The organism is Moraxella canis (assembly GCF_002014965.1).
GTDB classification, from domain to species: Bacteria; Pseudomonadota; Gammaproteobacteria; order Pseudomonadales; family Moraxellaceae; genus Moraxella; species Moraxella canis.
Genome location: NZ_MUXT01000001.1, coordinates 381,427 through 398,718, shown reverse-complemented (window position 1 = coordinate 398,718; position 17,292 = coordinate 381,427). Strand labels below are relative to the sequence as shown.

The 17,292-nt window shown below is 46.9% G+C and carries 20 protein-coding genes; 9 read left to right on the top strand and 11 right to left on the bottom strand.

Features of this window, described 5'->3' with window-relative positions:
- Position 1 precedes the first annotated feature (1 nt).
- Positions 2–730: an adenosylcobinamide-GDP ribazoletransferase gene (gene cobS, locus B0180_RS01850; RefSeq protein ID WP_078255454.1), complete on the top strand. Its 729-nt coding sequence runs from the start codon at positions 2–4 to the stop codon at positions 728–730.
- Between the two features lie 40 nt (positions 731–770).
- Here the strand turns inward: cobS and B0180_RS01845 are convergent, their stop codons facing one another.
- Complete coding sequence (locus B0180_RS01845) at positions 771–1,658, bottom strand: LysR family transcriptional regulator (RefSeq protein ID WP_078255453.1); 888 nt, start codon at positions 1,656–1,658, stop codon at positions 771–773.
- 221 nt (positions 1,659–1,879) lie between these two features.
- Between B0180_RS01845 and B0180_RS01840 the strand changes: the two genes are divergently transcribed.
- Positions 1,880–2,512: a DedA family protein gene (locus B0180_RS01840; RefSeq protein WP_078255400.1), complete on the top strand. Its 633-nt coding sequence runs from the start codon at positions 1,880–1,882 to the stop codon at positions 2,510–2,512.
- Positions 2,513–2,598: 86 nt separating this feature from the next.
- On the opposite strand, the gene B0180_RS01835 is transcribed toward B0180_RS01840, so the two are convergent.
- On the bottom strand, positions 2,599–2,973 hold the full coding sequence (locus tag B0180_RS01835) for an outer membrane protein assembly factor BamE (protein WP_078255399.1): 375 nt from the start codon (positions 2,971–2,973) through the stop codon (positions 2,599–2,601).
- 224 nt (positions 2,974–3,197) lie between these two features.
- Between B0180_RS01835 and fur the strand changes: the two genes are divergently transcribed.
- Entirely contained in the window at positions 3,198–3,638 is a 441-nt protein-coding gene (gene fur / locus B0180_RS01830; protein WP_049236655.1) for a ferric iron uptake transcriptional regulator, read from the top strand.
- A gap of 69 nt (positions 3,639–3,707) precedes the next feature.
- Here fur and B0180_RS01825 read toward each other — a convergent pair whose 3' ends face one another.
- Positions 3,708–4,754, bottom strand: a complete 1,047-nt coding sequence (locus B0180_RS01825) for a type IV pilus twitching motility protein PilT (RefSeq protein WP_208609375.1) — start codon at positions 4,752–4,754, stop codon at positions 3,708–3,710.
- A 117-nt stretch (positions 4,755–4,871) separates the two neighbouring features.
- On the opposite strand from B0180_RS01825, the gene B0180_RS01820 reads away from it, so the two are divergent.
- Positions 4,872–5,582, top strand: coding sequence for a YggS family pyridoxal phosphate-dependent enzyme (locus B0180_RS01820; protein ID WP_078255397.1), 711 nt, complete (start codon positions 4,872–4,874; stop codon positions 5,580–5,582).
- Positions 5,583–5,634: 52 nt separating this feature from the next.
- Here the strand turns inward: B0180_RS01820 and B0180_RS01815 are convergent, their stop codons facing one another.
- Positions 5,635–7,326, bottom strand: a complete 1,692-nt coding sequence (locus B0180_RS01815) for an NAD+ synthase (protein WP_078255396.1) — start codon at positions 7,324–7,326, stop codon at positions 5,635–5,637.
- A 248-nt stretch (positions 7,327–7,574) separates the two neighbouring features.
- Between B0180_RS01815 and B0180_RS01810 the strand changes: the two genes are divergently transcribed.
- Entirely contained in the window at positions 7,575–7,850 is a 276-nt protein-coding gene (locus B0180_RS01810; protein WP_078255395.1) for a hypothetical protein, read from the top strand.
- 61 nt (positions 7,851–7,911) lie between these two features.
- Here the strand turns inward: B0180_RS01810 and B0180_RS01805 are convergent, their stop codons facing one another.
- On the bottom strand, positions 7,912–8,259 hold the full coding sequence (locus tag B0180_RS01805) for a cell division protein ZapA (protein WP_078255394.1): 348 nt from the start codon (positions 8,257–8,259) through the stop codon (positions 7,912–7,914).
- A gap of 36 nt (positions 8,260–8,295) precedes the next feature.
- Positions 8,296–8,655, bottom strand: a complete 360-nt coding sequence (locus B0180_RS01800) for a hypothetical protein (protein WP_049236648.1) — start codon at positions 8,653–8,655, stop codon at positions 8,296–8,298.
- A 280-nt stretch (positions 8,656–8,935) separates the two neighbouring features.
- Between B0180_RS01800 and B0180_RS01790 the strand changes: the two genes are divergently transcribed.
- Both B0180_RS01790 and ribF read left to right on the top strand, forming a co-directional pair.
- Positions 8,936–9,574, top strand: coding sequence for a UPF0149 family protein (locus tag B0180_RS01790; RefSeq protein ID WP_078255392.1), 639 nt, complete (start codon positions 8,936–8,938; stop codon positions 9,572–9,574).
- 14 nt (positions 9,575–9,588) lie between these two features.
- Positions 9,589–10,563: a riboflavin biosynthesis protein RibF gene (ribF, locus tag B0180_RS01785; RefSeq protein ID WP_078255391.1), complete on the top strand. Its 975-nt coding sequence runs from the start codon at positions 9,589–9,591 to the stop codon at positions 10,561–10,563.
- A gap of 83 nt (positions 10,564–10,646) precedes the next feature.
- On the opposite strand, the gene trmB is transcribed toward ribF, so the two are convergent.
- Positions 10,647–11,477, bottom strand: a complete 831-nt coding sequence (trmB, locus tag B0180_RS01780) for a tRNA (guanosine(46)-N7)-methyltransferase TrmB (RefSeq protein WP_078255390.1) — start codon at positions 11,475–11,477, stop codon at positions 10,647–10,649.
- 119 nt (positions 11,478–11,596) lie between these two features.
- On the opposite strand from trmB, the gene B0180_RS01775 reads away from it, so the two are divergent.
- The gene (locus tag B0180_RS01775; protein WP_078255389.1) at positions 11,597–12,535 is read left to right on the top strand and encodes a DUF2628 domain-containing protein; all 939 of its coding nucleotides are present in this window, start codon (positions 11,597–11,599) and stop codon (positions 12,533–12,535) included.
- A gap of 51 nt (positions 12,536–12,586) precedes the next feature.
- Positions 12,587–13,315, top strand: coding sequence for a TraX family protein (locus B0180_RS01770; protein WP_078255388.1), 729 nt, complete (start codon positions 12,587–12,589; stop codon positions 13,313–13,315).
- Positions 13,316–13,335: 20 nt separating this feature from the next.
- Here the strand turns inward: B0180_RS01770 and B0180_RS01765 are convergent, their stop codons facing one another.
- From B0180_RS01765 to B0180_RS01750, 4 genes are all read right to left on the bottom strand, one after another.
- A complete protein-coding gene (locus B0180_RS01765) occupies positions 13,336–15,624 on the bottom strand; it encodes a primosomal protein N' (protein ID WP_078255387.1) in 2,289 nt (762 codons plus the stop codon).
- Positions 15,625–15,634: 10 nt separating this feature from the next.
- On the bottom strand, positions 15,635–16,540 hold the full coding sequence (locus tag B0180_RS01760) for a Dyp-type peroxidase (protein ID WP_078255386.1): 906 nt from the start codon (positions 16,538–16,540) through the stop codon (positions 15,635–15,637).
- Between the two features lie 150 nt (positions 16,541–16,690).
- Complete coding sequence (locus B0180_RS01755) at positions 16,691–17,071, bottom strand: RidA family protein (protein ID WP_049236639.1); 381 nt, start codon at positions 17,069–17,071, stop codon at positions 16,691–16,693.
- Between the two features lie 28 nt (positions 17,072–17,099).
- Complete coding sequence (locus B0180_RS01750) at positions 17,100–17,279, bottom strand: hypothetical protein (protein WP_049236638.1); 180 nt, start codon at positions 17,277–17,279, stop codon at positions 17,100–17,102.
- Positions 17,280–17,292 lie beyond the last annotated feature (13 nt).

Here is a 17,292-nt window from a genome sequence, read left to right as displayed (position 1 = left end):
AATGATACCACTGCTGATCGCGCTGCAGTTTTTAACAACTTTGCCACTCACGCTGCCTGTGATGCCAAGCCATCAGCAAAATGCAGCATCACTGCTGTTTTATCCTTTGGTGGGGCTGCTGATTGGGCTGATTTTATTTGGTATGACGTGGATAAGCTTGCCACTCATGCTCTTAAGTGCGCTGATCGTGGCGGCTTGGGTGTATCTGACAGGTGGGCTGCATTTGGACGGCTTGGCGGATACTGCAGATGCTTGGGTGGGGGGCTTGGGCGACAGACAGCGCACGCTTGATATCATGAAAGATGTGCACACAGGCGCGATGGGTGTGGTGGTGATTGTTAGTATCGTCATGCTCAAATGGGCGGGCGTTTATAGTCTTTTGTCGCTCAATCTGCCTATGGGCTTGATGTTTGTGCCCATGCTTGGGCGGCTTGGTATTTTGATGCTGTTATTGACTACGCCTTATATACGACCACAAGGCTTGGGCTCGCCTTTGATTAATCATAACAAAACAATTTTGATGATCGTAATTATGAGCTATATGATCACTTTGGGGCTGCTGCCAGCAGGTTTGGCAGCAGGTTTGGTGGTAGGGCTGATCGGTATTATTGGCTACTTGCGTTATGTATTTGTACGCCGAATCGGCGGGGTGACTGGCGATACCTTGGGTGCAGGCGTTGAGATTGCGGAAGTATTTGCACTTATAATGATGGCTTGGTATTTATCCTAAGTTTGGTATGATTGGACTGATACCAAGCCAAAACTTAAGATTAAGGCTTTTTGATGTCTTTTAATAAGCCTAAAAATCCCTTCATAAAATCCAATCGTGCGTCGCTGTCACGAATGGCGGCATACAGCTGACAGTGCACACCTGTGCCAAGCGGACGAGACACCACCCAGCCTTTGCGCTCATATTCTGCTACCACCCAATCAGGCAGCGCCGCCACGCCACGCTCAGAGGCGACCAGCTGAATCAACATGGCGGTAAGCTCTGTGGTGCGAATATTGGCAGGTGCCACACCTTGGGGCGCAAGGAATTTGGCGATGACATCCAAGCGACTTTCTTCGACAGGGTAGGCGATCAGGGTCTGATCACTTAGGTCAGAAGCGCTGATAAACTCTTGGCTTGCCAAGCGATGCGCTGGGGCGAGCACTAACCGACTTTCATAAGTAAACAGTGGCAAATAGCTGATGCCATCAATGGGCAGGTCACTGGAGGTGATCAATAAATCAATCTCGCCTTCCACCAGCATATGATGTGGCTCAGGATCGAAACCTGTCGTAAAATCAAGCTCCACATCGCTGTATCTACTGCGATAGACATTCAAGATGGGCATCAGCCAATCAAAGCAGCTATGGCATTCACTTGCTAGACGCAGCCTACCTGCTTGACCATGCGCCAGCCTTTTAATATCTGATTTGGTGCGTGCCACTTGGGGCAAAATACTGTCAGCCAATTCCAAAACAATCAACCCTGCAGGTGTGAAGCTGACAGGGCGGGTGCGCCGATTGACGAGCGTGATGTCATAATAATTTTCAAGCTCTTTAAGCTGATGACTGATGGCGGATGCAGTGAGGTTCATCTCATCGGCAGTGGTGGCAAGTGAGCCGTGGCGCTTAAGGGCGCTCATCATCTGTAGGTGGCGAATTTCTAGCATATCAAAAGCCATTGGTTAAAAATTTTTCATTATTTTATCATAATATGAAATCATATTCATGTTGCACCTATGGCTTGTAAGATGAGTGCAATTTTGGCTATGACGATCACTATCTCAATGAAAAATGTCTTAGTGACACAAAAATCTCCCTGGTTGGGATCAATTTCTGATAACATAGGGGCTATTTATTTGGCAAAAAGTGGGTGGCTATGGATGTGATCATGCAGCTGGTGGATTTTATTTTGAATATCGATCAGCATTTGGCGGTGTTTTTACAAGATTATGGGATGTGGATTTATGGCATCTTGTTTTTGATCATTTTTGTTGAAACTGGATTTGTGGTGATGCCGTTTTTGCCTGGAGACAGTCTGCTGTTCGCTGCAGGTGCTTTGGCGGCTTTTACAGGTGCGCTCAATCCTGCTTTATTGATTGCGCTGCTATTTTTGGCGGCGGTGCTGGGCGATACGCTCAATTACCATATTGGTAAATATATCGGACCTAAGGTGTTTGTTACAAATTCGCGCTGGATCAATCATCAGCACCTGATTAATACACAAAAGTTTTTTGCCACTCATGGTGGAAAGACGATTATTTTTGCGCGCTTTATTCCTTTTGCTCGCACATTTGCGCCATTTGTGGCAGGGGCGGGCAGCATGGATTATCGTTATTTTTTAAGCTATAACATCATTGGCGGATTTTTGTGGATTACCTCATTTGTGATGCTGGGCTATTTTTTTGGGAATCAGCCTGTCGTCAAAGACAATTTTACCTATGTGATTTTTGGCATTATTATTTTTAGTATCTTGCCAGTTATTTTTAGTTTTATTAAACAAAAACTCAATAAATCCGTCTGATTTTTGATTGATTATTTAAATACAAAAAAGCCGCTTATACATTGTTAAGCGGCTTTATCAATTCGCCTAGACTTGGGCTATTGCGACTAATGGCGATTGGCAGGCAGACTGTCACGACCCTCGATGCGTGTGACGATGCCTTGGCTATTAAAGTAGATGCTCAAATACTGCGATGCATCTTTGATGTCTGGTTTTTTGTTGCGCTTACCATCGGTGCCCGCGGTGTAGTCGTAAATATAATCCCAGCGATTGGGCGCCAAAGTATCACGCAGAGCGGGTGAACCAAGCAAATACAGCACTTGGTTGGCATTCATGCCCACTTGCACTTGGCTTGCTTGAGCGGCAGACAGTGGCGTGCCTTGGGGTAGATCGATCGTATAGACCCGAAAGGCATTACAGCCAGTCAAAGCAAGCATCGCAACCAAGCCTAAACTTGCTGCTTTTAACGTCATCTTTTTCATTATTATTCCCATATAGTGATGGAGTGTGACCATATTAAACCAAAGACTTGGCATTATGCAAGTATCTTTTGGTGTTTGGCTAAGTTTTTGTGGTTATGACTGCTTTTGATGATTGGATAACTCAATCATTGACTTTTGGCGCGTATTTGTGATTTTGGGGTGCAAGCTTTTCAATTTTATGGTAAATTATCAGCTATCTATAATAATTTTAGGATCAATAAACTATGGCTTTTACCAATAAAGATTTGCGTAAAGCAGGCTTAAAAGTCACGCTGCCGCGCATTAAGATTTTGGAGCTGCTTGAGAGCGCAGAGCATCACCACATGAGTGCCGAAGATGTGTACCGCGCTTTGGCTGAGCAGGGCGAAGATGTGGGCTTGGCGACGGTGTACCGTGTGCTGACTCAGTTTGAGCAAGCAGGCATTGTTGAGCGCCATAATTTTGAAAATAATTTATCGGTGTTTGAAATTGTCCAAGATGAGCATCACGATCATTTGGTTTGTGATGTGTGTGGCAAAATTGTTGAATTTCATAATTCGATCATCGAAGAAGAGCAGTTCAAAGTGGCACAGGCGCACAACTTTAAGCTGTCAGGTCATTCTTTGGTGCTGTATGGCGTCTGTGACAGTCCAGAGTGCCTAAAATCAAACAGCGAAAATAAATAAGCCAAGCTCCGTATGCGGTGCGATTCAAAATGCCCAATAGATGATATTGGGCATTTTTTAAATCAAGGCTTAAAATAGCCGCTCTTGGGTGTGATGATTGGCGGTATCTGCGCTGATCTTGCCAGATGTGACCAGGCGTGATAGATGATGAACAAGACTGATCATGCCCTGGGCTGAGCTGGTCTGGATGACAGAGGGCAGCTGCGAGATTTTATTTTCGCGAATAAGATTGGCGACCGCAGGCGTGTGAGTGAGAATCTCAAACGCTGCCACACGACCGCCACCTTGTGCTGGCAGTAGTCTTTGGGCGATCACTGCTTGAAGTGAGTCAGCGAGCATCGTGCGAATCATGTGCTTTTCAGCAGCATCAAACACATCAATGATCCGATCAATGCTTTTTGGTGCACTTAGGGTGTGTAAGGTGGCAAATACCAAATGCCCTGTCTCAGCGGCAGTCAGAGCCAGTCTGATGGTCTCAAGATCGCGCAGCTCACCGACCAAAATGACATCAGGATCTTCACGCAATGCCGAGCGCAGCGCGCGATGAAAACTGATGGTATCTTTACCAATCTGCCTTTGATTGATCAATGATAATTTTGACTGATGCTCATACTCAATGGGATCTTCGATGGTCAAAATGTGCGCCTTGCTGTGCTGATTGATGTGATCGATCAAGCTGGCAAGTGTGGTTGATTTGCCTGAGCCTGTCGCACCCGTTACAAGCACTAAGCCTGCGCGCAGTGTCGTGATTTGTCGCAGGCTGTCATAAATTCGATCATCGTCAATTAACTGCCTAAGTGTGGGCACTTTGGCTTGGATCACCCGAAAAACGGCGCCAGCACCATGTGTCTGAAAAAACGCATTCACCCGAAAGCGAGCGACGCCATCAAGGTCAATCACAAAATCATGCTCAAGATGTTGTTGCCAGTGATCGTAATCTGTCTCATCCATCACAGATCTGAGCATCTGTATGACGCCGTCTGCATCGATGGGCGCAAGGCTCATCGGCATCAGCTCGCCATCGATGCGCATCATGATGGGCTGATGCGCAGACAAATGCAAATCTGATGCGCCTTGATTGTGTGCAAAAACCAACAGGTCTTTAAGATTGAGCATGGGGATGTTGACTCCAAATATTTGCCACATTAAATCAAATTCAGGCGGATTTCACAAGTGATCTTCTTAGTGTTACAATAATTTGATGAAATACAGCCATATGATAAAGGGTAGATTATGCAGACCGTGACCGATTTTGATGAAGCGCAATTATTAGCTAATTATCAAGCAGTGAGTGATGCGCTAGCTGTGGCTAATGCCAAGGCTGCCGAAACAAACGACGAACACCGCTTGGCAGCGCTGCTTGCGGTGTCAAAGACAAAGCCTGCTTCGATGATTGAGGCGCTGTACCGTGCAGGTCAAGAAGATTTTGGTGAAAATTATCTGCAAGAAGCGCTTGGCAAAATCACGGCGCTGTCTGATTTGCCGATCACATGGCACTATATTGGCAGCATCCAAAGAAATAAAACGCGAGACATTGCCAAGTATTTTGACTGGGTGCACACCTTGGAGCGCGAGGTCATCGCCAAGCGTCTCAATGAGCAGCGCGCAGGCATGAAGCCGCTTAATGTCTTGATTCAAGTCAATATTGATGATGAAAACAGCAAATCCGGCTGTCAGCCTGAGGAAGTACCTGCCTTGATTGAGCAGGTCATGCATTATGAAAATCTGAATTTACGGGGGCTAATGGTAATCCCAAGTAAGCAAGGAGTAGATGCTTTTGCTCGCACAAAAGCATTATTCGATGCGATGGCGGCTCGCTTTGATCTGCCCCATTGGGATAGCATCAGCATGGGCATGAGTGGTGATATGGCAGAAGCTGTGGCGCATGGATCGACGATGGTGCGTGTTGGGACGGCGATTTTTGGTGAGCGAGCGTATCAGTAAATGTAGCGCCATTAAAAAACGCCCACTGGTGTGAGCGTTTTAAAAGTGCTGATTAGCCTTTGATTGACCAACCATTGACCAGTGGGTATCGGCGTTCGCGACCAAATGATTTTTTGGTGATCTTGGTACCGATGGCGCCTTGGCGGCGCTTATATTCAGAGCGATCCACCATGCCTAAGATTTTTTCGACCGTTTGGGGCTCAAAACCTGCCGCCACAATGGCTTTATAGCCCAAATCTTCATCAATATACATTCTTAGGATATTATCAAGCGTCTCATAATCGCCCAAGCTGTCTTGGTCTTTTTGGTCAGGACGCAGCTCAGCACTCGGGGCACGGGTGATGACGCGCTCAGGGATCACTGGATTGTCTTCTAAGCGATTGCGATAATTTGCCAAGCGATAGACATCGGTTTTGTAGACATCTTTTAAGACATCAAATCCGCCAACCATATCGCCGTAAAGCGTTGAGTAGCCGACGGCATTTTCAGATTTATTGCCTGTTGAGATGACCATATGCCCAAACTTATTAGACAGCGCCATCAAGATGGTGCCACGGGCGCGCGCTTGTAAGTTTTCTTCGGTCACATCAGGCTCGCTATTGGCAAGCAGTGGCGCTAAGGCTGAGCGTAAGCCTGCCACGGCATCATGGATCGGGCAAACGGTATAAGAAACATTTAAGCGAGCGGCTTGGGCTTCGGCATCTTCTAGGCTGATTTGAGCGGTGTATTCATAGGGCATCATCACTGCATACACCCGATCAGAACCCAAAGCATCGACAGCAATACAAAGCGTGAGCGCGCTATCAATACCGCCTGATAAGCCAACAATCACCCCTTTAAAGCCTGAGCGATTGACATAATCGCGCAGACCCACCACAAGCGCTTGATACATCTCAGATTCTTCAGACAGCACAAGCGGCGCTTTGGTTTGTGTATCAAAAGTCTTAGTCTGGGTATCAAACTGCGCCATCATCAGCTGATTTAAGAATCTGACGCCTTCATGTGCGACGCTGCCGTCTGATTGCATGATCAAAGAACCGCCATCAAAGACGATGTCATCTTGGGCGCCGACGGTGTTTACATAAATGATGGGCAGATTATGGGCGGAAGACTGTTTGGTTAAAAGCGCTTTTCGGGCGGTTTGCTTACCGATTTCAAATGGCGAAGCATTGATCACCACCACCAAATCAGCGCCTTCTTGTTTCAGCGCTTGAATGGGTTCATCATGCCAAATATCTTCACAAATCAAAAGACCAATCGTCGCGCCTTTATAATCAAACAAGACTTGATTGCGACCTTTCTGGAAATAGCGACGTTCATCAAAGATGCCGTAGTTTGGTAGGCGCTGCTTATGATAAAAGCCTTTTTGGCTGCCACCTTGCAAGATGGCGGCTGAATTGAATGTGCCATGATGATCAATGTGCGGATAACCCAAAATCACCACAATGCCTTCGATTTCGGCAAGTTTTGCCATCGCTTCACGGACGCGCTCACCTAAGGTTGGGCGTAAAAGCAAATCTTCAGGCGGATAACCCACCAAAGCAAGCTCAGGAAAGATGACGATATCCGCACCGCGAGCTTTGGCATCTAGGGTTAAGGCGTGCATTTTTTTGACATTACCTGCGATATCCCCCACCCAAAAATTGGTCTGAATGATCGCAAAAGTAATTTGACCTGTCGTGGCATCTGCGGTATGAAAACTGGTTTGTGTGCCGTTGACGGCATCGGTTTTAGCTTTTGACATTTGTACTATCCTTAAATTTTTGAGCACTGGTGCATCATGCCAAGTGCTTTTAAATTGATGTCATAAAAAATGCAATGACTTCACTGTCGTCGCAAATTTCATCAACAAATTTTGTAAAAGTGGCAAATACGCCAAAAATTCTGGCTTATCAAAATACTGACAAACCTGCAAATAGTATAGCATAAACCCCCAAACTTTGTGGTATAGTAATCTTAGGTTTCTAAAAATTTGTGGTGAATTGAGAGTTTATGTTTGCTTTTATTTTAAATATCGTGATCATCGGCGTGGTGATGTGGCTGTTTTTTAAATTCATGTATCCTAAGCCGCCCAAAGCATTCTTCCCCAAAGAAGGCGATGATACAAGCCTGCGACATTGCCACCACTGTGGGCATGAGCTGGCGACCTATCGCGGTATTTTATTGAATGAAAAGCAGCATAACGAACGGTTTTTTTGTAATGACGAACATCTGAGCGCTTATGCCGATGCTCATCCAGAAGAACATTTACCAAGTGTCACGGAATAAAAACTTTTAAGTTTGCATAAAAAACGGTAGCATAAAGGCTACCGTTTTTTATGTGTTGAATTCAAAGCATTGAGCCTGCTTGTTGATTGATTTTTTCTATCATGGCGGCTACTTTGGCTTTTTCATCGTCAGCATCAGCGATTTGGGCTTTTAGGCTTTGGACTTCATCGTACAGCTCCAAGCAAACCAACACCAAAAACTCTTCATTGGTCGGGGTTTTGTGTTTGATTTCGCGGCGCAGATCACGGATTTTGTGGTTGATGTATTCAGCGCCATTTTCTAGGTTTTTAATTTCGTCCACTGGGCAGACAATGCGATGCGGCGTGCCTGCGATACTGATATCAATTGGACGAAATTCTTCTTTGGCGATGATGGCGGATGATGGTGAATTTTGGGTGTCTTGACTCATAATAATTCCTTAGCAAAACTGTTGAATGGCGCGTCTTTAGTTAGAGCGATCGATTTTTGACAGCCAATCACGAATCACTTCAGCGCGTGAGATGGCTAAGGCGTTTTTATCTTTTAGATCTTGATTTTGAGTGATTAACGCTTGATTGGCTTGATAAAGCTCATCAACTTGCTGCTCTAGCGCATTTTGGGTTTGTTGTAGATCATCCACGCGGTCATTATAATTCTCAATATCAATCAGTGCTTGATTGAGCTTGTCTTGCAGTGTTTCGATTTGTTTGGCGCTGTCGTCATTGGCGATGCGCTGTTTGAGATTGGCAAGTTCTGTCGCAGTGACCGCGTATTGCTTTTTCATGGCGATGATCGTCTGCTCTAAGGCTTGTAATTGAGCTAACATAAGATATCCTAAGTTGATCAAACAAAATTTAGCTGAGCTTATCTTAGCATGGCTTTGGAGTGTGTTGTCAAATTTTTTGTAAAAATTGCATCAAAGTTAGCATCACAGCGATAAACGGTTTGATGCTGCCATTGGTTGATCAAAACAGGCGCATAAACTGGTGTGGCTGTGTTATAATAGTCTGTTTTTGATCGCTTATTTAAAGAACACTGTTTGGCAAAGGCTTGATGAGCCTGGATGTGTAAAATCATATCAAAATCGCACGAATAAAAGGCAAAATATGACAACAGATTATTTATCAGGTTGGGATGATTGGTCGTCAGCATTTGGTGATTGGACGGATGTATCGATCAGTGAGCTGCACGGCATCATGACTGGCATCATGACCGCGTGTCATGCGCCCGATACCGACGGTTGGGTGCGCTTGTTGGAGGAGATGAGCTTTGCGATGCCTAGCGAAGCGGCGCTTGAGCTATTGACCGAATACGCCGAAGATGTCAGCTTTGCGCTCAAAGATAAAGATGATGCGTATGGCTATGAGCCTTTGGTGCCTGACGATGAGCACGAGCTGTATGAGCGTGTATTGGCGCTCAAAGATTGGGCGGGCGGTTATATCACTGGCATCGGCGTGGCGGGCGTGACATTGAGCGCTGATGAAAATGAGCTGATTCGCACTTTGATGGAGATTGCTGCCATCCGATTGGACGATGAAGAAAGCCTAGAAGGTGGTGAGGAGATGTGGCTGCAGCTATTTGAATTTGCTCGTATGGTGCCGGTGAGCCTAGCCACTCGTCAGCGCCAAGATGTCAAAAACTTGGCACTACTAAAAGGCTTGGCGCCCGAAGCGAAGACGGCAAATGAGCTTGCGGCAGAAAAATTGGCGGTGCCAGTCATTGATGCGATGGCAAGCAAGCAATAGGCGATAAAGTTTTCATGCAAATCATTTTTTTAGACAGCCATAATTTGCCAACACTGCCGCCGCTTGCGCTGACCATTGGTAACTATGATGGTGTTCATTTGGGTCATCAAGCGTTATTATTGGCGCTATCTGATGATGCCAAGACGATGGGTCTGTCATCTGCAGTGATGGTATTTGAGCCGCAGCCTAGAGAGTTTTTTTCGCCTGACAATCCGCCAGCTCGATTGACCAATTTGACCGAAAAAGCAGAGCAGATCGCGCAATTGGGCGTTCAATATCTGATTGTCGCAAGCTTTGATGATGCGTTTCGTTCTTTGTCAGCGGCGGCATTTGTTGATCTTTTGCGCAGCTTGAATGTGAGCCATCTGGTGCTTGGCGATGATTTTCGTTTTGGTCAAGATCGCGCCGGCGACAAAGTATTTTTGAAAAATGCAGGATTTAGCGTAGATGATCTGCATAGCATTACCCAAAATGGCGTACGCATCAGCTCATCTTTGGTGCGTGACGCTTTGGCGATCGGCGATCTTGACTCTGCCAAATCCATGCTGGGTCGATCATATAGCATGATTGGGGTCGTCGAGCATGGCGATAAAATTGGGCGAACATTGAACTTTCCGACAGCGAATGTGTCTTTGGGGCGCTTAAAGCCTGCACTGCACGGTATTTTTGCTGCTGATGTCTTTATTTGCCAAGATGGCAAGCCTTTGGATTGGGCGTCTGTCGGTCAAGGCGGACTGCAAGGTCTGCGCCAGGGCAGTTTGTTTGGCACGGTGAGTGTTGGACTTAGACCAAGTATTCAAGGTAAAGACTGGCGGCTTGAGGTGCATTTGCCGAAGTTTCAAGGTGACTTATACGGATCGACACTCAAGGTGGTGTTTACTCACTTTTTACATGGTGAGCGGCAGTATGAGGGCATCGAGGCACTGAAATTAGGCATCGCCAAAGATGTGGCGGATCTATTGAAGTGGCGAGAGGATCAAGGGCGCTGATCCTGGATTGAATCAAACGCCCAAGGCTTTAATCTCCTAGCATCACTCAGCCAAATCAGCCGCTTGAATGACGCTGCTGGAGTTTAAGCTTTTAGATAAATCAAATCCCAGACACCATGACCATGAGTGATGCCGCGTTTTTCAAACTTAGTCAAAGGGCGAAAATCAGGGCGCGGCGTGAAGTTACCTTTTTTGCAACTGTTGATAAATTCAGGCATACCATCTAGCACCTCAAGCATCCAAAATGCATAATGCTCCCAGTCGGTCGCTGCATGAAACTTGCCGCCAGACTTCAGTACGCGAGCGACTTTTGCCATACGATCATGGGTGACGAAGCGGCGTTTATAGTGGCGCTTTTTTTGCCAAGGATCAGGAAAATACAGCTGAACGGTGTCAAGATGCTGATCAGGCAGATTCTCAAGCAGGGCAATGGCATCGCCATTGATGACTTTTAGGTTGGCAAGCCCTGCCTCATCGGCTAGAGCAGTCAAGCGCCCAATGCCAGGCTCATGGACTTCGATGCCAACAAAATTCGTTTCAGGGGCATTTTTAGCCATCTCAAACAGGCTATCACCCATCCCAAAGCCAATTTCAAGCGTCAAAGGCGCGCGCTCACCATTGGGCGTGTTTGTAAATAAAGCTCTTAAATCAGTGATTGCTGATACATCGCCAAGCTTACCAAGCTCGCCAGTAGGATTGACATAGATATCACCAAAACGCTCATCAAGCAATGCCTGCTCATGGTGCTGACTCATGTGCGTGCGACGCTTCATAAAGGTATTGATTTTACGAAATTGCTCAGGGGTTTGTGCCAATTTGGCAAGGCGGGTGCTGATTTCGTCTTTATCGATGGCTTGTGAAGCGTGAGTGTCTACCAAGACATTTTGAGTATCTTGGGGTGTTGAATTTGTCATAAAAGGGCGTACAATAGCTAATATTAAAAACGGTCATTATAAAGAATAACTGACCTAACCACAAGCCAGCAGCTTCGTTTTTTGAGTGGCTGTTCATAGCATTTAGCCAAAGAGTCGCCATGTTTCGCCTACCTTTTTTGGAAGATACGACCCCGCCGCCATTTTATCAAAGCCACCTGAGTGATGTTGAGCGCACCCGATTAGATCGCTGGTTTATTGGTCATCGCTCCCAAGCGTATTATTTGAGACGATTTGCTGAGTTTGATCGTGCAGGTCGGCTGCACGCGCGATGGCATTGGGCGGCATTTTTTATGACATTTGGCTGGCTTTTGTATCGTAAGCGCTACTTAGATTGTGTGGTGTATTGCGTGGCAGGCTGGTCATTTATTAAGGTCAATATTGTCATCATCCTAGCAGTGGCAGAATATGCCTTGATTGGATTTTTGACGGATGCCATGCAGTGGCCTGCGCGTATTTTGATTGGCTTGGGGGTTTGGCTGTTTTGGTCGGTCATGGTAGCAAGATGGGCGGATGCTTATTATTATCGCATGGCTCGCCGAGAAATTGCCGACGCCATTGAGCTTTATCCTCGGGATGAAGATGCACAAAAACAGCATCTTAAGCGTGAAGGCGGCGTAAGCTTGGTTGGTCTGTCGGTGGCATTTGCGATGTTTGGGGTGATTTTATCAATCATCGTAGGGCAGTTTGTGCCGATGTATGTCAAACAAGCCGAGCAAAAGCTTTTGTTTGATGTCTATAGTGAAGCCAATGCGGTGGTTAAGCGGGTGGATGTGATTATGGCGAACACAGGTCAATGCCCAGTCAATTTGCCCGTAACCAGTGCCCATCACCGCGCAGATATCAAAGTGGTCGCACAAGCCGACGGCATCGATACCAAGTGCGCTGTCGTTGCCACAGTCCTAAAGGCATCATATCCGCTTGGCTATCTCAAAGGGCGAACCTTGACAATATACAGCGCGCCCACCCAAAGTGGTTTGGTGTGGCGTTGTCAAACTTCTTTATCAAAAAAACAAACCCCAAAACGATGCATTGGCTGATCTTAACCTTTCATCATTAAGATCAAAGCATCTGATAAAATTGACTCTAGCATGACAGATGACACTTTCACCGATCGGCGACAGCTGACTACTTTCCACCTAAAAATTATCACGCTGATCGCCATGCTGATCGATCACATCGGTTGGGCGTTTGTGGAGACCGACAGCCTCACAGCTGAGATGATGCACACAGTGGGGCGCGTGGTCGCTCCGATGATGGCGTATTTTTTGGTGATGGGGCTTGGGCATACGCAGGATAAATGGGCGTATTTGGGGCGGCTTTTGGGTTTTGCTATTCTCTCGCAGCCGATTTTTATGGTGTTTCAGTATGTCATCGGTAGTGTCGATTCATTGACACAAGTGCTTTGGGGTAATGTGCTGTTTACACTGAGTGCAAGTTTGGTCGCGTTGATGATTTGGCAGATGAATGCCCCTGCAACCCTTAGAGTGCTCGGGGTGCTGGTGATGGCAATGATCGCTGAGATTGGTGAGTACGGGGCGGCGATGATTCTGTGGGTGATGGTGTTTGAGATTTTTAAACATGATAAACTCTTACAACTGATCGCTTATGCTCTCAGCGTCCCTTTGGCACATTATTTGATTTATGGATGGGCTTTGACAGTCGGTCTTGGTTGGATGAATGTGGGCATGTTTTTAGCGTTACCGCTGATTTATTATCATACAGGTCGGCAGGGGCGCAGGCTGGGTGGTCGATATTTTTTCTATCTTTTTTATCCTTTGCATTTATTGGCGATCGTTTGCTTGGCTTGGGTCGTTTGATTGTGCCGCTGTTTGACAAGTCACCAGCCCATTGGGTCAATGTCAATACTTAGACGCACCGCCTTTGTACTTGGCAATGACTGTACTGACGGCCACCATGTCGCTAAAAATTCATGCAGCACGGGGCGAGTTTTTGACAAAATGAGCATCTGCACCTGATAGCGGTTATTTTTCTTGGTCATGGGTGCGTCGATGGGAGCATTGATGGCAAAAGGATGATTGGTCGGTATCATTCCCTTGGCAGCCAAGATGGCGTCTTTGGCTCGCTGATAGTGCAAACTTTCAGCACGAATGAGTACAGCATGAGTAAACGGCGGCAGCCCCAGCTGTGATCTTTCGTGTAATAGCTCTTGGGCAAAGGCATGATAGCCCTGATGTACCAGCTGAGTAAGTAGGGCGTTGTCGGGCTGAAGCGTTTGGATCAGTACTTTGCCTGGTTTTTTGGCACGACCTGCTCGACCTGCCACCTGTATGATGCGCTGTGCGGTGTGTTCAGGTGAGCGAAAATCAGCCGACAAAAATCCCAAATCCGCATTGGCAATGACAACAAGAGTGACATTTTCAAAATGATGACCTTTGGTAATCATTTGTGTCCCCACTAAGATCGCAGGGTTGCCAGTATTGATGTTTTTTGTCATCGCCTCCCATGCGCCTTTTTTTTGCATGGTGTCTTTATCGATCTGATAAATCGGATACGTTGTGCGGCTGACTTGTGGATTGGCAAACAATGCGTGCAGCTGCTCGACCAGGCGGGTCGTGCCTGCACCAAAACTGTCCATGTTAGGGCTGTGGCATTCAGGGCAGGTCGTCGGTATGGATGCACGATAGCCGCAGTGGTGGCAGCGCAGTTCGCCATGCATGGGCTGAAGGCTGCTTTTGTGGATGGTCAAATGCGCATCGCAATTGGGGCAGTCAGCTTGATGACCGCAGCTTCGGCAAATCAAGATCGGTGCATAGCCTCGGCGATTTAAGAATACAAGCACTTGCTCACCTTTGACCAAGCAATCACGCATCGCCTGGATCGTCGCGGGTGCAAAGGCAGTGTCGCTGATCGTCCCATCGGTATGCTGAGCATGATAGCCGCCCAGTCGCATATCCACCAAATGCATGGAGGCTGCCTGAGCGCCGCCAGCACGATTTTTGAGGATGAGGGGCGTCAATTTGCCATCTTGGATGAGTTTGAGCTGCTCAAGACTTGGCGTGGCAGTCCCTAAAATGATCGGAATGCGAGCAAACAAAGCGCGGATCATCGCCACATCGCAGGCATGATAGCGAAGGTGGTCTTGCTGCTTATAAGAAGCATCATGCGCTTCATCGATGATGATCATGCCAAGATTTGCAAACGGATATAAAACACTTGAGCGCGTACCAATGATGATTTGGGCTTGACCCAAGCGGCAATCTTGCCAACCTTGAAGGCGTTCGGTGTCATTCATCTTCGAGTGTAGAACGCAGATATTGGCATGAAACCGTGAGCCAAACCTGCCTTTGGTTTGGGGTGTCAGCCCAATTTCAGGTACCAGTATCAGCACCTGCTTGCCTTGGGCGAGCACATGGTGCATGGCTTGAAGATACACCTCAGTCTTGCCTGAGCCTGTGACACCATCCAACAAAAATCCTTGATAATTCCCCAGATCAAACGCAGTCTTAATGGCATCTAGCGCCGCTTTTTGTTCATCATTGGCATCAAGCTTGGGTTCTAGCAGCGTCACAGGCGGCGCCGAAATCGGCGTGAATGAGCGCTCATCAGTACTGACAAGGTCTTTATTGATTAAAGTGGTTAAAACGCTACGCGTCGCACCGATCGCACTGAGATTTGACTCACTGATCCCATCAGGATGCATGAGTAGATCGCTGAGAATTTGCCGCTGTTTTTTGGCAGTCTTTGGCAGCTGGTCTATGGCTTGATCATCACATATGGCTTTATAGTATCGCTGCTTGGTATGAATGGGCTTGCCTTGGTTGATGAGCGTCGGCAGCATCACCGAATACACTTCACCCAAGGGATGGTGATAATAATCCGACAGCCAGCGAGCGAGTTTTAATAATTTATCATCAAGGATGGCGCGCTCATCCAACACTTGCTTGATGGGCTTGAGTTTATTGGGTGGAACTTGACTTTGGCTTGCCAAAATCAGCCCAACCACCACCCCTACCATTGACCTACGACCAAACGGCACTAATACCCTAGCACCAATTTCGGGCAGCGGTAACTCACTGGGACAAATATAATCAAAAAAATCACCCACAGGAACCGCCAATGCAACCTGTGCAACAAATTTGGGCGTCTGCTGTGGGTGCGTAGTCATGATTGGCAAATTATAGATTTTCTAAGCGCTCAACCGAAGGCGCGTAATAATAAGCACCCGAAACCGCCGTGCTGACATGTTTCAAAAGTAGATCAATTTTGCCGTCTGTTTCACCAAACATGCTGAGCAGCTGGGCTTCGATATTCCATAGTCTGGCAGCATAGGCGATGTACATTAAGCCATGCTCGCCGGTGACTGTGCCAAACGGTAAGCTTCTGCGCACGACTTCCAAAGTCTTGCCATTTTCTTTTAAATTGGTGCGACCCAAATGAGAGTCCGATAGGCGCTTGGCTTTATCAAATTCAATATTATCAACTTTTGAGCGTCCAATGCAGTCTTCTTGGTCGCACACAGGCAGCTCATCCCATTTATTCAGATCGTGGCGGTATTTTTGTAAAAGCACATAACTGCCACCAGCATCCGCACCGTCTGCGATGGCAGCCACGCCGCTGATTGCATCATCTTGGGGATTTTCTGTGCCATCGACAAAGCCTTCTAAGCCGCGATTTTCGACCCAGCGAAAGCCATGCGTTTCTGATTGAATCTCTACGATATCCTTAAATATCGCCACCAATTCTTTGGCTAAGCTAAAATTGATATCGTGGCGCATGGATTGAATATGGAACATCACATCATGCTGTGTGGCAGGTGCCAGGCCGCCGCCCAGTGGACGAAATGGCTTGATTTGACCGCCTTCTTGGGTGTAGCCAAAGTTTTGCCAAGCTTGTGCGCCAAAGCCGATGGTCAGCCCCAAAGATTCGCCGGGGAACTTGGTTTGCAAGTCGCCCAAAGCTCTCAAGGCTCGGCGGCAGGCATCTGCGATGGCAGGCGTGTTGGTGGTGGTAAAATCACCTTCCATAAAGATGCCGGCGCGGCAATGGTCAGGAATGATGGCGGATTGTGGCGTTTTAGACATGAGTTACCTTTATGATATTAATGATTTTAAATGATGAATGAACACTAAACTTAAACTTTATTCCCCATTTTAGATGGGGCAGTTTGTAAGTCTTAAAAACACAAAGCCCTTGGACATCCAAAGGCTTATTGACCAAAATTGGCACACAGCTTATGACAAGTGTAAGATGGCTTCAATCTCAACCACACCATCCTTGGGCAGTGCAGCTACCTGAACAGCAGCACGAGCAGGATAAGGTGCGCTCAAGCGAGCATTAAACACTTCATTGAGCGTCGCAAAATCTGACAAATCAGTCAGTGAGACATTGAATTTGACCGTATCAGCCAAGCTGCCACCTGCCGCTTCAGCGATGGCTTGTAAATTATCCATGGCTTGCTCTGCTTGCGCTTTAAATCCTTCTTTGAGCGTCATGGTTTTTGGGTCTAAGCCCAACTGTCCAGAGATGTAAACGGTATCGCCCACCTTGACCGCTTGAGAATAGGTGCCAACAGCGGCAGGTGCATTGTCTGTATGAATGATTTGTTTGCTCATGATACTTAAAAATCCCAAAATAGATGCATTAGATGTTTTTGGCGCGAAAATAGGCGCATAATTTATCAAACAGGCTCATCGCTTCGCCAGTATAGACGGTGTTGGATGGTGCGACATTATCCGCTGTCTTTGGCAGTAGGTTGGGTTCAACTTTACCAAGGAAATGTGCAGCATCTTTTTGGTCATTCAGATCGATTTTACAGCACATAAGACATCCTTAC

Excerpts from the sequence above, each read along its gene's own strand:
- cobS (WP_078255454.1), top strand. The coding sequence starts at position 2 with ATGATACCACTGCTGATCGCGCTGCAGTTTTTAACAACTTTGCCACTC.
- B0180_RS01845 (WP_078255453.1), bottom strand. The coding sequence starts at position 1,658 with ATGCTAGAAATTCGCCACCTACAGATGATGAGCGCCCTTAAGCGCCAC.
- B0180_RS01840 (WP_078255400.1), top strand. The coding sequence starts at position 1,880 with ATGCAGCTGGTGGATTTTATTTTGAATATCGATCAGCATTTGGCGGTG.
- B0180_RS01835 (WP_078255399.1), bottom strand. The coding sequence starts at position 2,973 with ATGAAAAAGATGACGTTAAAAGCAGCAAGTTTAGGCTTGGTTGCGATG.
- fur (WP_049236655.1), top strand. The coding sequence starts at position 3,198 with ATGGCTTTTACCAATAAAGATTTGCGTAAAGCAGGCTTAAAAGTCACG.
- B0180_RS01825 (WP_208609375.1), bottom strand. The coding sequence starts at position 4,754 with ATGCTCAATCTTAAAGACCTGTTGGTTTTTGCACACAATCAAGGCGCA.
- B0180_RS01820 (WP_078255397.1), top strand. The coding sequence starts at position 4,872 with ATGCAGACCGTGACCGATTTTGATGAAGCGCAATTATTAGCTAATTAT.
- B0180_RS01815 (WP_078255396.1), bottom strand. The coding sequence starts at position 7,326 with ATGTCAAAAGCTAAAACCGATGCCGTCAACGGCACACAAACCAGTTTT.
- B0180_RS01810 (WP_078255395.1), top strand. The coding sequence starts at position 7,575 with ATGTTTGCTTTTATTTTAAATATCGTGATCATCGGCGTGGTGATGTGG.
- B0180_RS01805 (WP_078255394.1), bottom strand. The coding sequence starts at position 8,259 with ATGAGTCAAGACACCCAAAATTCACCATCATCCGCCATCATCGCCAAA.
- B0180_RS01800 (WP_049236648.1), bottom strand. The coding sequence starts at position 8,655 with ATGTTAGCTCAATTACAAGCCTTAGAGCAGACGATCATCGCCATGAAA.
- B0180_RS01790 (WP_078255392.1), top strand. The coding sequence starts at position 8,936 with ATGACAACAGATTATTTATCAGGTTGGGATGATTGGTCGTCAGCATTT.
- ribF (WP_078255391.1), top strand. The coding sequence starts at position 9,589 with ATGCAAATCATTTTTTTAGACAGCCATAATTTGCCAACACTGCCGCCG.
- trmB (WP_078255390.1), bottom strand. The coding sequence starts at position 11,477 with ATGACAAATTCAACACCCCAAGATACTCAAAATGTCTTGGTAGACACT.
- B0180_RS01775 (WP_078255389.1), top strand. The coding sequence starts at position 11,597 with ATGTTTCGCCTACCTTTTTTGGAAGATACGACCCCGCCGCCATTTTAT.
- B0180_RS01770 (WP_078255388.1), top strand. The coding sequence starts at position 12,587 with ATGACAGATGACACTTTCACCGATCGGCGACAGCTGACTACTTTCCAC.
- B0180_RS01765 (WP_078255387.1), bottom strand. The coding sequence starts at position 15,624 with ATGACTACGCACCCACAGCAGACGCCCAAATTTGTTGCACAGGTTGCA.
- B0180_RS01760 (WP_078255386.1), bottom strand. The coding sequence starts at position 16,540 with ATGTCTAAAACGCCACAATCCGCCATCATTCCTGACCATTGCCGCGCC.
- B0180_RS01755 (WP_049236639.1), bottom strand. The coding sequence starts at position 17,071 with ATGAGCAAACAAATCATTCATACAGACAATGCACCTGCCGCTGTTGGC.
- B0180_RS01750 (WP_049236638.1), bottom strand. The coding sequence starts at position 17,279 with ATGTGCTGTAAAATCGATCTGAATGACCAAAAAGATGCTGCACATTTC.